Raw genomic sequence first — 13308 nt, 5'->3', positions numbered from 1 at the left:
GCTTGCGCATCAGGGTTAACAAAATGTTAATCTCTCCTCAGGGAATCAGTTGGAACGTATCCTTAGGGCGTGGTCGAGGGGCGACGGAAGATGGTGGACAGTTTTTCATCGAAAGGCCTCATGGAATGGAGTGGGCTTGCTGACGAGCCCATGGACCTCATCGAAATAACCGGCGTCGTGAAGTGGTTCGATGTCGCCAAGGGTTTTGGCTTTATCGTGCCCGATAACGGTATGCAGGATGTGCTGTTGCATGTGACCTGCCTGAGGCGGGATGGCTACCAGACGATTCTCGAAGGCACGCGCATCGTGGCGCTCATACACAAGCGGGATCGCGGCTATCAGGCTTTCCGGGTTCTTTCCATGGACCAGTCAACGGCCGTGCATCCCTCGCAGATGCCGCCGGTGCGCACGCATGTGCAGGTGACGCCTTCCAGCGGGCTGGAGCGCGTTCTGGTCAAGTGGTTCAATCGCACCAAGGGTTTTGGCTTTCTGACGCGCGGCGAAGGCACCGAGGACATCTTCGTTCACATGGAAACACTGCGCCGCTATGGCCTGACCGAGTTGCGGCCCGGACAGACGGTTCTGGTTCGTTTCGGTGAGGGTGATAAAGGCCTTATGGCCGCCGAAATTCATCCGGATAATCCAGCCCCATATGGTCGGGCTCATTGAGATGGAAATATGAAATCAGTTATCAAAGGCGCCTTCGTGGCGCTTTTTTTCATCCTCACGCTTGGCGCGGCATTCGCGGGCGAGATGGTTTTCAAAACGGGCAAGGGTGTTATCGCTGACCAGCGCGGCGGCAGGCATGTCTTGCAGCTTGAATATGCCTCGAGCGATGAAGAGCGCGCGCACGGATTGATGGGACGGACCACGATGGCGAAGGATCACGGCATGATTTTCGACTTCGGCACAAGTCGCGACGTCATGATGTGGATGAAGAATACCCCCCTGCCGCTCGATATGCTGTTTATTGACGAGCAGGGCGTGATTCGGACGATTGCAGCCAATACGAAACCTTTTTCCGAGGATATTATCCCTTCCGAAGGGAAAGTGCGCTATGTCATCGAACTGAACGGTGGACGTGCGGCTGCATTGGGTATTGGCCCCGGCAGCCGGGTCGTGGAAGGGTTGAAGCTTCCATGAGTTCTCGATTTTCGTGGAAAACCATCCATGATGAAGAGCATGTTTGTGGTTTTTAGTGTTGCGATTGAAGAGTGAACCGTGTATCTCGCTCTCATTCGACGGTAACGGAGTGTAGCGCAGTCTGGTAGCGCATCTGGTTTGGGACCAGAGGGTCGGGAGTTCGAATCTCTCCACTCCGACCATCGGCTCTCTTGGAAAGAGGTTTTCTTTCCAGGACAAGGAAATGGTACGCGCAGCTTTTGTGCGGACGGTTCAGCCGGTATCGTCGGTGATTGCGGGGAGGTGGCGCCTCTTCGTTTAATGAGGATTGAACAGATGTCCGCGAAGATCTACCGTCCGGCCAAAACGGCCATGCAGTCCGGCAAGGCAAAGACCCAGTTCTGGATCCTTGAATTCGACGCATCGACGCCGCGCAAAATCGATCCCATGATGGGCTACACGACCTCATCGGATATGCTCCAGCAGGTGAAGCTGACCTTCGAAACCCAGGAGCAGGCGGAAGCCTATGCTCAGAAAAACGGGATAGAATATCGGGTCATTCAGCCCAAGGAAGCCCGTCGTCAGTCTGTGTCCTATTCCGACAATTTCCGTTTCAGCCGCCTCCAGCCCTGGACGCACTGACAGCCGCTTGCGCTTGGCCTGCATTATTTCGTGCGGGCCAGTGGCGGTAAGATTGCCAAAAAACTCTGATCGACTGCTACTTGTTCAGCCATCGGGCTTGGGTAGTGGTTCCCCCCGGCTTGGTTCCACCGAGCAAGAACGGCCCCTTAGCTCAGTTGGATAGAGCAAGTGCCTTCTAAGCACTAGGTCGCAGGTTCGAATCCTGCAGGGGTCGCCAAACATATCATTAAGTGTTTGATATTGTTCAAGGTGCGACCGCTCGGGGAATAGGGTGCGACTAAAGTCTGTTCGCCAACCGTTCCGAAGCACCCTTTGCTAGCCGCTTTTTGTCGGCCTCTCGGGTGTACATCTCCGCCATATCCAGGCGCGCCCATCCGAACATTGCCATCAGTTCGTGAGCCGTGGCTCCTTCGTCTGCGGCAATCGTGGCACCGGCCTTCCGCAGACCGTGGGCTCGGCATTCGTCCGGCAGTCCTGCTGCCTTGCACTGTTTAGCGAACCAGTTTCCAAATGATGCTGCGCTGGCGAAGGGCTGGCCCCGTTCGGTGGTGAGAAATGCGAGATCGCCTGTCGGTGCAGCGTCGATTGATTCCTGTAGCTGGCGAAAGACCGGCAGATACACCCATTCGCCGGTCTTCTGGGTTTTGATCGAGATGACGCCGTCTTTCATGTGCTGGCGACCGACCCGCACGGCATCGCTACGACGAAGGCCGAGAAAGAGCATGATGTCGATAGCCAGCCGGGCACGGGTGCCGGACTGGTGGTAGGCGCGAAACTGCTCGACGTGACCAACGGTCCAGGTATGGAAGCCGTCAGTTTTCACTGAAATTTTCGAGACGCCAAGCACGGGATTGACATCGAGGTGCCCAGCCTCGACCGCCCATCTGAACAGATGGCTCATGGTTTTCAAAAAGTTATTCGCCGCGTTTGGGGTGGCGGCGCGCTTATCCATGCCCTTTTTGATATGTGATCGCTCGACGTTGATAAACTGAGCATTTGCAGTTTTCGGATCGGCCAGGGCTTGTTTGAGGATATTGTCCCGCATGATCCGGGTAGATGGGGCCAGCGCTGCGAAAACGGCGCTGCGCTTGTATTGCTCCACTAGCCACTTGAGCGTGCCGGATTGGGGTTTTGCCGGGGCCGGGCGCGCCGCTGTGCCGGACAGGGCTGCCTCATAGGCGGCGTTGAATTCAGGCGTGCCGTACTCGTCGGGCATACGGGTTCGTTTCCCGTTGCGCTTGAAATACCAAACCCTCCTGCCGTGGCGGGTCACCTCATGAGACAGGAACGGTCTGCGCGGCATAGCATCCATCAGAAATCAATCTCTTCCTTCTCGGCATTCTTCCGCGACTTTTCAATTTTGTCGAGGTCGGGGGAAACGCCGATCTTCCTCCCGTCCGGAGCTTCAATCCACACGGTGACGCCCTTTGCTTTTGCCACGTCGGCCATGCGTTTGAGGTCTGCGGATTTGACGATAGCCGGAGTGGTCATGGCATCTCCTTCATCGCCCGGATGGCGGCGGCAATGCGGCCGTCTCGAAGACAAGCGCCAAGACTGGTGAGGTCAGCACTCGTCACTCCTTCATCTTCAGCAACCTTGGCAGCCTCTTCCAGCGCATTGTTGCGGGCTTCTGCCAATTGCGCGGCCACGATGTCGGCTCGGACATATTCAATGCCGCCGCCATCAAAAACGTTATCTTGACACCAGCATCGAACTAGTGCGCGCGGCTGCTCAAGGTAGATACGTTCGTGGTCGGTCATCACTCATCCTTTCCTTTGAGTGCTGCGCGGGCCTTCCTTTGATCAATCGGGAGATAATCGATCTGGCGTAGCCGCTCGCCTTCGTCTGCCAGCGCGCGAGGCGGGACTGACGCGCCGTTGCCATTGTCGATTTTCATACGATCCTCATACGAAAATCGCCAGCACACGCAGTCCTCATGCTCCAATAGCCGAGGGCGGCGTTCTTTCGGGTCTATCGCCCCGCCGCAACATTCCGGCGCATACACCAATGGTTTTGGTTTGCGAGAGATGATGGCGTCGAGATACCGGATACAATCGGGGACCGAGCCCAAAAACCCAATCTCGTCGCGGGCAAGTTGGCATTCTTCAAACAACGCCTTGCAATCTTCTTGTTTCACCGTCTGCGGCTGGGCGGATAAGGCGGCGGTGAGAGCGGTTTCAATCGCCAGAGCATCTTTCAACGACAAGGGCGCAATATCGCCGCGCGCGCTCATAAGGATCAACGTCTCGCTGATCGACATTCCATCCGTGTTTTTCATTTGCTGCCCTCCTCGCGTGCCGCTGGCACCAACTCGTAGAACCGGTCAAGAAAAGCCTTCTTTGCTGCGACGGGCATAAGTCCGCTTATGCTGACGCCGATCTCGCGATAGCGTAGGTTCCACGGTTCTGGCGGCGCGCACATAACCTGTTTCATTTCATACGCCAGAATAGCCTCATCCGCCCATCGCACACTTTCCGGCATGGCAAGCGGCAAGTTGAACCGCTCGCAAATTGCGGACATCAGGTTGTTTTCAAGAAGCTTGTAATTTGTGAGGAAGGGTTTTGCAGGACGGATGATGTCCGAGATATAAGCCTCGGCAGCATCGTGCAGTAGACCCCAAAGAGCATCTTCGTCGCGCACCTGATGGCTGATCAGAACGCTGTGTTCGGCGACCGAATAGAAAAAATTGCAATGCCCCCCGTAGCGGCAGGTCATCGCGAGCGCATGGGCTATGTCTTCGATACATACGTCTTCAGGGCGCGGGTCAATCGGCCAAAATTTACGGCCCGTGAATGTTTGCATCCAGTTGCCTTGTCGATTTTCCGACAATCGCACAAACTCCGGCGCATAGCTGGCAGGCTCAAACGGATCGACAGGTCCCTCGGGCGGGATGTTGCGATGAGACGGATTGATTGCCTCGCCGTAGGTGAATGTCTCGATTTCAGCGTCGGCAAGTGGTTTGCCTGTGTCGAGGTCAACGACAGGCGAGCCCTTCAGGCATTCCGCATGGCAGATTCCAAGCTCGATGTCCGTGGCGCAAATGTCAGTTTTTTTGAGAGCTGCTTCGCAAATCGGGCATGCGTCTTCTTCCGGCGTCATGTCTTTTTCCATGCTTCAAAATCTCCCTTGAGGCTGCGCCAGCGCTGGGCGGCGGCGGGGTCGGCGTTGAGTTCCGCGCGGGAACGAATGTTGAGAATGGAGCGCAGGCGGGTGATAATGCGCTCCTGCCTGGCGTCCGCAGGCAGTTGATGCCGATCGATGAGATAGCGCCGGAAATCGTGTCTGGTGCAGGTCATGGCGCATTCGGCGGCATAGTCCCTGCCGCCAGGGCTGGCGGCGCGGCGGCGCAGCTCGGCCAGCTCTTCAGTCAGCTGCTTGACCTGCTGCGAGCGGGCGGAAAACAGCGTGTAAAGCGCGAGAAGCCATAGGCGCGCGTTCAACAGCAGGTCCGCATCATCCATCGGCGCGCCCTTGGCCAGCCTCGCCACGTCGATGACGGGCGACGCCGGGGTTTCCCGCGTGCTGATCACACGTTCTCCCGTGGCGGCATCAAGGCCGGTCATCCATTCCGGCGCTGCAAATTGCAGGGCGGTGCGGATTTTCGGCAGGTGGGGCAGGGCGTCGTTGATGTCCATCGTCATCACCGCCTCGGCATGATGACGTATATTTCACCCGTCTCCGTGGCGGGCTGAAACAATCCTCCAGTCGCCGGATCGGACAGACGGATTAAAACGTCCTGCGTCTTAATGCTGGCCAGCATTTTTCGCAGGTAATCGCCGTGGAACTTTATCGAGATTTCCTTGTCGCCGTAATCTGCCGGGATATCCTCAACCGCCTCCTCGGCATCCAGAGCGAGCATGGAAACCCTCATCGTGCCGCTCTTGAGGCTAATCTCCACCGCGTCTTTGTCTGTGTCCTTTGCGACCACGCAAACGCGCGCAATGGCTCCGTTAAGCGTGCCGGCATGCACGACCGCCCGCAGCTCGTTGTGACGCGGGATAACGCGTGCGTAATCGGGAAAAATCCCATCCACCAGCTTGGTGGTAAGCTTGATATCGCCGCAGACGATATGCGCCATGGTTTCAGACACGCTGATCTCTGCATCCGATCCAGAATCGCTGAACAGTTTGGCAAGTGCCGCTGTCGTCTTGATCGGCAGCAATATGCCGCGAAAACTGACCGGCGTTCGTGCCGCAAACTGATAGATGCCCAGGTTATGCCCATCGCACCCCACGACCACGATTTGTGAGCCATCTTCACTTGGGTGCAGGTAGGTTCCAGAAAGGTAGGTGCGAGCCTTGTCTTCCTTGACGGCGTATTTCACCCGGTTGATGCCGGCAATCAGGCCTTGCAAATCAATTGGGAAGCGGCTGCTGGAGGCATATTCAGAAATTGACGGAAAGCCAGCGGCGGGAAGATAAGACAGGGCGAAACGCGATCCGCCAGAATGAATGCGCACCTGTCCGCGCGCTTCATCCAGCAGGAAATTCAGTTCCGCTGCCTCAGGCATGCTACGAACAATATCCCGTAAACCCTCGCCGGAAAGCGTAATCGCCGTGTCGATCTGACAATCCAGCAAGTCGCAGGATGTCTCAACCTCGATTGTCATATCCGTTGCGCGCAACAGCAAACGGTCGCCATCTGGACTCAAAAGCACATTTTGAAGGATAGGAATTCCGGATCGTTTTTCTACGGCCTCAAACGCGGCCATGAGTGCGGGCAAAAGTTGCGAGCGGTGCGCCCGAAAAAGAGGAACTTCAGCCATTGGCCCGCCCCCCCTTGCAGGTAGTTGCCAGCCGTAACTCGTCCTCCGGTGGGCGCAAATACGCTCCTTCGCGGAATACGTCATAGATCAGGCGCAGCAAATGTAACTGCGGCTCACCGTCGGCAACTGCGCGATAGATGCGCTGGATATCTTCCGGCTCAACATCAAGTGAATCCTCAACAAGCTCGTCGCAAGTCGGGCAAAAAACCTGTCTCATATCAAACCTCCATCATCGCAGCCTGCCGGGCGCGCTGTTCCAGCATGGCGACATGCATTGAAATGCGCGGCAGGGTGATGTTTTCGCCGGTATCGGTGGTGATTGTGGTGGTGGGAAAGGTGTGGGCCGGATTTTGCGCCTTTGGCTTTTGTGCGGCGGTTGGCTGTTTGGCTGCTGCGGCATGGCAGGGTTCAATGCAGTGCCCCCGGCCATCGCCGCGCAAGCCAAGTTTGCGCAGCCAGTGGCGCATGGTTTCGTGGTGCACCTGGTAGCGCTTGGCCATCTGCTTCACATGCATGCCGGAATTGGCCAAACGGGCAAGCTCTTCATTGCCTGGGTGCGTTGCATAAGGTGAGGCCATCAGTTTGTCTCCTTGATGATCTTGCATTTCTCGATCAACAGGCCATCGCGCTTGCCCATCTCGCGGGCTTCTGCGGCGCTGGTGGCGGAAATGTCTTGCGTGGTGCCGTCCGAGTAGTGGAGGCGAAAAGGAACAGATGTGATCGGCGTTCGGCTCATCACGTCCTCATGGATTGCACGATCAGCCGGGCAGCGCGGGACAGGTCGCCGAAGCGTTCCGGGGTGCTGGTCAGGTTGATCAGGGAAAGGGTGAGTTCGGCAGCGCGGATCGCCGCGCGGCCATTGCGCAGGCCGCCGCCTTCAGAAAGGTTGGCGCCGTGGCGGATGTTTTCGCACTCTATGTCCACTTCCTCGATCACCGTCATAAGGCAGTTTTCCGCCTCATTCAGCAGGTCGAGCGTGGCTTCATCCAGCCCAGAGGCGCGGGTCTTGGCAGGGCGGCGGAAGGGGATGATTTGCGCGCTCATGAGCGGTCATCCAGCTCAGCGGCTACGCGGGTTGCGAGGTAGTCGCTCCATTCGGGATAGCCGGAGTAAAGTTTTTCAGTCGCCCCCGTCTGAAAATGCGCAAGAAAACTGGCGCCTCTGGTGGGATGCAGGTCGAGCGCAAAAGCAATGGCCGCGCGCTGAATGGCAACGTCCTTCCTCGCCTCAAGCAGCCGCACATGAAAACGGTGATCTGAGGTGGCGATGACGATGGCCGCCACGAAAAAGCCGGTGCCAAACCATGTGAGCGGGTTAACCCACCATGCCAGCCCGCCAATGGCGGCCAGATAAACATCGTGAAGGATCTCGATCATGATTTGCGCAGCTCCGCCTTGAAAAGCTGGAGCTGGTGCCGCAATGCTTCCGGCAGCCGTGCAAGCTCCAGAAATGGGGATTGCGGTGTCAGATCCGTGGCCGGGTCCAGCTCACGGTGCGCGCGGTACAGTGCTGCGCGCAGCTGGTCATTTTCCAGCTGGTAGGCGCGCAGGCGATTTGCCAGCGCCTGATCTTGAGTGGGGGCTACCATGGCATCCTCACGCAACAGTCAGAATGAGCGCCCACAGCGCAAGGCCAAGGCCAAGCCCCATAAGCAGGGAAGCACCCTCGCTGCGGTTCATCGCAGCGTCCGCCCGGGCCATAGCCTCGGCAGAAACGGGAATGCGGGTGATGGTGTGATCAAGGTCTTTCGGCATATCGTCTACCTTTCCTGGTCCGCTCGGGAAACCGCAGCGGCGAGCTGCGGCAACCGGAGCGGATCAGGCTGTCTTGGCGGCTTTGACCGAAACCCGTGCTGGCGAAAGCTCCGCCGCCAGATGCTTGAAGAACGCCTCCCGGAGCATTTCCTTGCCGCTGACCAATGGCAGGCCAAGCGATCGACGGCGCCGACGCTCCGCCTCCAGGTCATCGACAGTTGCCCACACGTCAAAATCGTCGATGGCGGTGACAATAGCGGGGTGAGCAATGAAGGGCGGCGCGCTGCACAGTGCTTCCAGCATGGGGTGCATGATGTTTGCCGCCCATAGCTCCGCACTGTCGTCAAAACCGTTACACTTCAAAAAAATGCTGAGCGCCTGCGTTAGCCGGTCGCCATATTTGGTGTGCAGCTCGCGCGCGGCGGCCAGGAAGTAGATCGTGCCAGCCTTTTTGGTGGCCTTGCTGCCGTTGCTGGTTGCCATTTTGCAGCCTGCAGCTTCAACGGCGCGGCAAAGCGCCACAGCCTTTTCATGGCCGGCAGCAAGTTCCGCACGAAAAATGTTCCATGTCGTAATAGCGGTCACTTCACCATTCACCGCGGCAAAGGCCTCGGCCTGTTCGGCGCGATCCATCTGCACAATCTGGCACGGTACGGCGTCAATACCGCAAAGCGCGGCCGCATGAACGCGATGTTGCCCGTCAATGATTGCAAACCGCCCGCCCTCCACCGGCGCACAAAACACCGGTGAGAACCGCGACCAGCGAAATTTCTCCGCGATAGCGCGAATCGCCTTCCAATTGTTGCGCTGCAAATCCCGCTGGTAAGTTTCATCCACCACCAGCTTTTCAATGGGCAGCCATTCCAGCATCGGGCAAGAGCCCGGCTTCGCCTGAATGGTTGGATCGGCCTGCATGACTATGCTGCGCATGGGTGCCTCTTAAGTGGTTGGAATGGCGGGTGGCGTAGGGGGAGTGGGGGTTGATGGCGCCACCCGGCGGCTGCGTGATCTCCACCGGGCCGACGATGGCTTGGCTCGGTGGATGGCGCTAATATGGCTAAATAAGCCATTTCATGTCAAGCCGAAAAATGGCTAAATAAGCCATTGCGTTTAAGCGGCTGATTTTTAAGGTTGTATTTGCTTTGGGGAATTTAGCGCCTGGCGCGCAAAGGGGGCTGCTGTGAAAAAGGTAAAGGGGAATTGGCTGAAGGTGTGTCTGGTGCTGGTCGTTGCGGCTGGCGTTTCCGGCTGCGGGTCCATCGCTCAAAATAACGATGTCGGCCCGGTTCACACCGGGCTTGGAGGGCGCGCGTCTGTCGCAGAAGTCTCAGAGGTCGAGATAACGCAGACTGGGCCTGCTTTGGCTAAGGAAGACCAGCGCGTGATAGGCACATCTTGCCGCAACAAGATGTGGGATCCGGAGCCGAGCAGGGAGAATGCCCTCAACCTGATGAAGCAGCAGGCGAAGGCTCGGGGCTATAATGCTGTGCATTCCGTGCAGGTTTATAACGATCCGGCGGCGCTGGTAAAAAATTGCTGGTCAGCGCTGATCGCCACCGGCATTGCTTACAAAAAGTGAGGTTGCCGTGAGAGCCCATATTATCACCCTGTTCGCGGTGCTCACGACAAGCGCGATAGCCCATTCGCAGCCTCAAGCGGCACTGTGCAAGGACCTGGCAAAGCCCCTTGTCGATGCGGCAACCGGAGTGCGCTCCATGGCTGAGGCAACAAAAGCTGTAGACTTGAGCAAGGCAATTTCCCAGTTTGCCGGCGAAGAACGTAAAGCGCTTGAGGCGCTAGACCGGCGAAATGCTGAGGCGAGAAAGGTCTTGAGCGCCTACGCTGACGAACTCGAAGATGCTGCTTACCTTATGCAGAAGTGCGCCAGATGAGGTGGGTTTGCTGAGTGTAGGCTTTTTAAACACCCAGCAAATCGTTGAAATCCAGAACCTTGTGAATGGTGCTGATATACTCGCTCTTAAACTCAATGATGGCCGACGGATTGAGCTTTCTCAGCATTACCTTGCCGTTCGTCCGTGATTCGAGAATGCCGATCGAAGCTTGAAGCGGGGCGTTTTCGCCCCTCTTTTCTTGGATCACTACGGCATCGCCTACGCGCGGCGGACGGAATTCGCTGACGACGCAGATCGAGCCATGGCGAAACATCGGCTCCATGGAATTTCCCACCACGTAAAGCGCATAAATGCCTTTGGCGTGCTCCAGGGCTCGGGGCATTTCGATGTAGTCAACGGGGCCGTCCGTCATCTGGAATGTGCCCTGCATGACGGATCCTGCGGCTGAACCCATGATGCGCAGCATGGGGGTTTCCGGTTGGCGTGCTGGCTCCTGTCGCGCCGCCGGTGCTGGCTCCGCTTGTTCTGGGCCGTCTTCCAAAATTGCAGATGGGTCCACCTCCAGCGCGGCCGCAATCAGCCTTAGCCTTTCGGCGTCCAGCCGTGTGCGCCCTTTTTCCAGTTTGTTGATGGTGGATGCGTCCGTGCCGATCTTGGCGCCGAGCGCATCCATGGACATGCCGCGCGCAGTGCGAAGCGCCCGAATGTTATTCGGCGGAATGGGTTTTTTCGTACGCATGGGGTTTCCAAATTTTTTAAATATTATGGCTGTTTCGGCCATTGTTGGTAATGGCCATTTAAGCCATATTTCTGATTGACAATATTTGGCTAATTGAGCCATATATTGAGCCATGAGGCTCAAAGAGTGGCGACTAACGCACAAAATGACCCTGGATGCCTGCGCCAAAGCGCTGGGCATAGGCCACGCACGCAACTATCAGCGCTATGAAAGCGGCGCTCATAGCCCGGACGCGCCGATTATTCAGAAGATCATGCGCCTGACGAATGGCGCCGTAACGCCTGAAGACATGCATGCAGATCGCATCGACTGGCTCAAGGCTAACAAGCCCGCCGTTTTTGAGGGCGTTGACGCCGTCCAGCCAATCATTGAGGCCGCCGAATGAGCGCGCCCAACCTTTCTCCCCAACCCGTGCGCTCCTCCCTCCAGTCCTCGGCGCACGGCAACTGCTCTCCGGCTGGCGGGCCACATGCGCCGGAGAGCTTTTCTTTTTCCAACCCCAACAGGAGTAAGACATGCGCAGACACATCAGAAACCTTATGGCTCGCGCCGTTCTCGCCATCATTTTGCCCGCGCTTCAGTTGCGTGAGCAGAGACAGCGCAACGCCCGGTATGACAAGGAATTCGTGCGACGGCCTTTGGATCGCGAAAAGGCTGACAAAATGCGAATGGAAGCCCGCCTCAAGGTGCTTGAAAACGCTGTCAGTCCTGAGGCTGATTGTAAGAGCGCATGATGCTTTGCTCCTCCTCGGCGGTTTCCGCCAGGGCCTCCCACAGGTCGAAGGCAGCGTCGCGCCGGGTCATTCTTTCGTCCGTCGCGTTGTCTTCCACCAGCAGCTGGTGATTTTCGTAGAAATCGTTCAGGCGCGAGAGGGTATAGGCGCGGTTTTTGGCGGGAAGGCTGGCGAGAATAACGCGCAGCGCAAGTTCCATCGATTCGATGTAGGCGCCAACATATTTCGCGTCTTCCAGTCTTTCGTCGTTCATAGGTCTCATGTCCTTGGTTGCGGTTTGTTTGCGCGCGCAACCTTGCACGGCGCGTCGCGGGCTGCAACCGGCAGTCTGCGGCGCGCATGGTTTCCTCTCGGGCTGCGGTTGGCTCTCTGCCGCAGTCTGGGGCCGGGCGGTGCCTCGTGCCCGTCGCCGCCCGGTTCTTTTCTGCTGTCGCGCCTGGGATTGCGTTGCGGCGGCATGATGGCAGATCGGGGCCGCACTCCCCGGTCTGCCGTTTTCCTTTTTCCGTCATTGGTTCCGGTCTCCGTTCGCCTGCTCATGCGTAAGGCATGCGCGTGGGGTGCGTCATGGAATCCTTTGGCCGTTTTGTTTCCTTGACCTGTTTCCGGAGGTTTTAATGCGTTCGCTCAGTGAACGGCAGATCGGCAATTTGAAGGGCGCGACAGAGGCGTCCTATGTGCTGGGCGGTGGCGTGACCAGCTTTGCCGCCCTGACCCGCGTTGGTGTTTCTGCGCTGTCGAAATATGCGGCGCTTGGGCCGGATCATGCGCAATCGCTGATTCCGATCGATATTGCCGTTGAGGCCGATCTTCGCGCCGGCCAGCCGGTGATTTTGGCCGAAATGGCGCGGCTCCTGGGCTACCGGCTGGTGCCGGATGAGGGGGCGGACGGCGCGGCAAGGCTGACGGAGCGTGATGCGCTTTCGCTTTCGCTCAGTGCTGCCCGGCTGGCGGGCGTTGTGGCTGATGCCACGGCGGATAACCGGATCGACGCCCGCGAACGGGAAGACATCATCCGCGCAGGGCTGCCGCTGGTGCGGCAGGTGGAAGAAATCCTCGTGAAGGCGAGGGGCTGAGCATGACGCCGGTGCAAGACATTCTCGACCGCGCCAACCGGCGGCATTTTCGCGAAATCACTCTGGCGGCGGCAAAGCCGTCGCAGCGGGATTTTGGCGTGTGCCGCGCCTGTGGCGAAACGCTGACCACGGCAGAAATCATCGAACGGCATTGCAGCCACTGCGGCGCGGCCCAGGGAGGCGACCGTGGGTGAGGTGCATGTGCAGAAGTTGAGACGAGTGCATGCCTGCCCGCAGTGTGGGGCGGCAGCGCTTGAAACTGATGCGCAATCCCAAAATCAATCGCTGATTTTCGGGGGTTTCGTGCGTCGGTTTGCATGTGGCGCAGCTTTTTGCGCATCGGATTCTTCTGAAATTCTTTCTTGGGAATCTTGTCCGCAACCAGCCAGACTGACCGCCCAGCTCTGGAACATCGAGTGCCAGGGGGCACAATCATGAGCGCGCGCGGCCTTCTGGAAAATTACGATCAGGTGCGGCTCACTGCCAAGCGCCGCCGCATGGAACTGGTGGTGCAGGCGTTTTTTCAGCGCGGCATGAATACCACGGCCATTGCGCAGGATTTGCAGCTCACGGAGCAGGAAGTCTGCGACCTGCTGGAAGACGCGAACAGGGCGGGGTGGTGA

At 57.9% G+C, this 13308-nt stretch carries 27 protein-coding genes and 2 tRNA genes; 12 read left to right on the top strand and 17 right to left on the bottom strand.

Annotated features, from left to right (window positions below):
- Window positions 1–90 precede the first annotated feature (90 nt).
- The 5 genes from T424_RS0115275 to T424_RS0115255 all read left to right on the top strand — a co-directional run bounded on the left by T424_RS0115275 (window position 91) and on the right by T424_RS0115255 (window position 1981).
- Entirely contained in the window at window positions 91–669 is a 579-nt protein-coding gene (locus T424_RS0115275) for a cold-shock protein (protein WP_027488496.1), read from the top strand.
- Between the two features lie 9 nt (window positions 670–678).
- Window positions 679–1143: a DUF192 domain-containing protein gene (locus T424_RS0115270; RefSeq protein WP_027488495.1), complete on the top strand. Its 465-nt coding sequence runs from the start codon at window positions 679–681 to the stop codon at window positions 1141–1143.
- A gap of 105 nt (window positions 1144–1248) precedes the next feature.
- Window positions 1249–1325: transfer RNA gene (locus T424_RS0115265), tRNA-Pro, on the top strand.
- A gap of 133 nt (window positions 1326–1458) precedes the next feature.
- Window positions 1459–1764 (top strand): ETC complex I subunit, encoded by a 306-nt coding sequence (locus T424_RS0115260; RefSeq protein ID WP_027488494.1) that lies wholly within the window; start codon window positions 1459–1461, stop codon window positions 1762–1764.
- Window positions 1765–1904: 140 nt separating this feature from the next.
- Window positions 1905–1981, top strand: a tRNA-Arg gene (locus T424_RS0115255).
- Window positions 1982–2041: 60 nt separating this feature from the next.
- On the opposite strand, the gene T424_RS0115250 is transcribed toward T424_RS0115255, so the two are convergent.
- From T424_RS0115250 to T424_RS21850, 15 genes are all read right to left on the bottom strand, one after another.
- Window positions 2042–3076: a tyrosine-type recombinase/integrase gene (locus T424_RS0115250; protein ID WP_245269584.1), complete on the bottom strand. Its 1035-nt coding sequence runs from the start codon at window positions 3074–3076 to the stop codon at window positions 2042–2044.
- Entirely contained in the window at window positions 3076–3255 is a 180-nt protein-coding gene (locus tag T424_RS0115245; protein WP_027488492.1) for a hypothetical protein, read from the bottom strand. The genes T424_RS0115250 and T424_RS0115245 overlap by 1 nt, the downstream gene beginning before the upstream one ends.
- On the bottom strand, window positions 3252–3524 hold the full coding sequence (locus T424_RS0115240; protein ID WP_027488491.1) for a hypothetical protein: 273 nt from the start codon (window positions 3522–3524) through the stop codon (window positions 3252–3254). The genes T424_RS0115245 and T424_RS0115240 overlap by 4 nt, the downstream gene beginning before the upstream one ends.
- Entirely contained in the window at window positions 3524–4042 is a 519-nt protein-coding gene (locus T424_RS0115235; protein WP_154664952.1) for a hypothetical protein, read from the bottom strand. The genes T424_RS0115240 and T424_RS0115235 overlap by 1 nt, the downstream gene beginning before the upstream one ends.
- The gene (locus tag T424_RS23095; RefSeq protein WP_245269581.1) at window positions 4039–4875 is read right to left on the bottom strand and encodes a hypothetical protein; all 837 of its coding nucleotides are present in this window, start codon (window positions 4873–4875) and stop codon (window positions 4039–4041) included. The genes T424_RS0115235 and T424_RS23095 overlap by 4 nt, the downstream gene beginning before the upstream one ends.
- On the bottom strand, window positions 4860–5405 hold the full coding sequence (locus T424_RS21245; RefSeq protein ID WP_051559045.1) for a hypothetical protein: 546 nt from the start codon (window positions 5403–5405) through the stop codon (window positions 4860–4862). The genes T424_RS23095 and T424_RS21245 overlap by 16 nt, the downstream gene beginning before the upstream one ends.
- On the bottom strand, window positions 5405–6529 hold the full coding sequence (gene dnaN / locus T424_RS0115220) for a DNA polymerase III subunit beta (protein ID WP_027488489.1): 1125 nt from the start codon (window positions 6527–6529) through the stop codon (window positions 5405–5407). Before dnaN ends, T424_RS21245 begins: the two co-directional genes overlap by 1 nt.
- Window positions 6522–6746, bottom strand: a complete 225-nt coding sequence (locus T424_RS22780; protein ID WP_027488488.1) for a hypothetical protein — start codon at window positions 6744–6746, stop codon at window positions 6522–6524. The genes dnaN and T424_RS22780 overlap by 8 nt, the downstream gene beginning before the upstream one ends.
- Before the next feature lies 1 nt (window position 6747).
- Complete coding sequence (locus tag T424_RS0115210) at window positions 6748–7107, bottom strand: hypothetical protein (RefSeq protein ID WP_027488487.1); 360 nt, start codon at window positions 7105–7107, stop codon at window positions 6748–6750.
- Window positions 7107–7265: a hypothetical protein gene (locus tag T424_RS22650; RefSeq protein ID WP_154664951.1), complete on the bottom strand. Its 159-nt coding sequence runs from the start codon at window positions 7263–7265 to the stop codon at window positions 7107–7109. Before T424_RS22650 ends, T424_RS0115210 begins: the two co-directional genes overlap by 1 nt.
- The gene (locus tag T424_RS0115200) at window positions 7265–7573 is read right to left on the bottom strand and encodes a hypothetical protein (protein WP_027488486.1); all 309 of its coding nucleotides are present in this window, start codon (window positions 7571–7573) and stop codon (window positions 7265–7267) included. Before T424_RS0115200 ends, T424_RS22650 begins: the two co-directional genes overlap by 1 nt.
- Window positions 7570–7905 (bottom strand): hypothetical protein, encoded by a 336-nt coding sequence (locus T424_RS0115195; protein ID WP_027488485.1) that lies wholly within the window; start codon window positions 7903–7905, stop codon window positions 7570–7572. The genes T424_RS0115200 and T424_RS0115195 overlap by 4 nt, the downstream gene beginning before the upstream one ends.
- Window positions 7902–8117 carry a hypothetical protein gene (locus tag T424_RS0115190; protein WP_027488484.1) on the bottom strand — a complete coding sequence of 72 codons (216 nt, stop codon included), beginning with the start codon at window positions 8115–8117 and terminating at the stop codon, window positions 7902–7904. The genes T424_RS0115195 and T424_RS0115190 overlap by 4 nt, the downstream gene beginning before the upstream one ends.
- Before the next feature lie 7 nt (window positions 8118–8124).
- On the bottom strand, window positions 8125–8283 hold the full coding sequence (locus T424_RS22645) for a hypothetical protein (protein ID WP_154664950.1): 159 nt from the start codon (window positions 8281–8283) through the stop codon (window positions 8125–8127).
- A gap of 63 nt (window positions 8284–8346) precedes the next feature.
- Window positions 8347–9153: a DUF6551 family protein gene (locus T424_RS21850; protein WP_161712595.1), complete on the bottom strand. Its 807-nt coding sequence runs from the start codon at window positions 9151–9153 to the stop codon at window positions 8347–8349.
- A gap of 310 nt (window positions 9154–9463) precedes the next feature.
- Between T424_RS21850 and T424_RS22640 the strand changes: the two genes are divergently transcribed.
- Entirely contained in the window at window positions 9464–9862 is a 399-nt protein-coding gene (locus T424_RS22640; protein WP_154664949.1) for a hypothetical protein, read from the top strand.
- Between the two features lie 136 nt (window positions 9863–9998).
- Entirely contained in the window at window positions 9999–10175 is a 177-nt protein-coding gene (locus T424_RS22635) for a hypothetical protein (protein ID WP_154664948.1), read from the top strand.
- A 25-nt stretch (window positions 10176–10200) separates the two neighbouring features.
- Here T424_RS22635 and T424_RS21845 read toward each other — a convergent pair whose 3' ends face one another.
- Entirely contained in the window at window positions 10201–10989 is a 789-nt protein-coding gene (locus T424_RS21845; RefSeq protein ID WP_161712593.1) for an XRE family transcriptional regulator, read from the bottom strand.
- A 31-nt stretch (window positions 10990–11020) separates the two neighbouring features.
- Here T424_RS21845 and T424_RS0115160 point away from each other — a divergent pair, with 31 nt between their 5' ends.
- Together T424_RS0115160 and T424_RS22630 are read left to right on the top strand one after the other, a co-directional pair.
- A complete protein-coding gene (locus tag T424_RS0115160) occupies window positions 11021–11260 on the top strand; it encodes a helix-turn-helix domain-containing protein (protein ID WP_027488482.1) in 240 nt (79 codons plus the stop codon).
- A 130-nt stretch (window positions 11261–11390) separates the two neighbouring features.
- Window positions 11391–11609, top strand: a complete 219-nt coding sequence (locus T424_RS22630) for a hypothetical protein (protein ID WP_154664947.1) — start codon at window positions 11391–11393, stop codon at window positions 11607–11609.
- On the opposite strand, the gene T424_RS0115155 is transcribed toward T424_RS22630, so the two are convergent.
- Complete coding sequence (locus T424_RS0115155) at window positions 11578–11862, bottom strand: hypothetical protein (protein WP_027488481.1); 285 nt, start codon at window positions 11860–11862, stop codon at window positions 11578–11580. The two genes, T424_RS22630 and T424_RS0115155, sit on opposite strands and share 32 nt — an antisense overlap.
- A gap of 364 nt (window positions 11863–12226) precedes the next feature.
- Between T424_RS0115155 and T424_RS0115150 the strand changes: the two genes are divergently transcribed.
- From T424_RS0115150 to T424_RS0115140, 3 genes are all read left to right on the top strand, one after another.
- Window positions 12227–12685: a hypothetical protein gene (locus T424_RS0115150; RefSeq protein ID WP_027488480.1), complete on the top strand. Its 459-nt coding sequence runs from the start codon at window positions 12227–12229 to the stop codon at window positions 12683–12685.
- Between the two features lie 2 nt (window positions 12686–12687).
- Complete coding sequence (locus T424_RS21230) at window positions 12688–12879, top strand: hypothetical protein (RefSeq protein ID WP_037067898.1); 192 nt, start codon at window positions 12688–12690, stop codon at window positions 12877–12879.
- 240 nt (window positions 12880–13119) lie between these two features.
- Entirely contained in the window at window positions 13120–13308 is a 189-nt protein-coding gene (locus tag T424_RS0115140) for a hypothetical protein (RefSeq protein WP_027488479.1), read from the top strand.

Source organism: Allorhizobium undicola ORS 992 = ATCC 700741 (assembly GCF_000621665.1).
Classification (GTDB): domain Bacteria; phylum Pseudomonadota; class Alphaproteobacteria; order Rhizobiales; family Rhizobiaceae; genus Allorhizobium; species Allorhizobium undicola.
The sequence above is the reverse complement of the archived record's forward strand: the minus strand, read 5'-3'. Positions and strand labels throughout refer to the sequence as shown.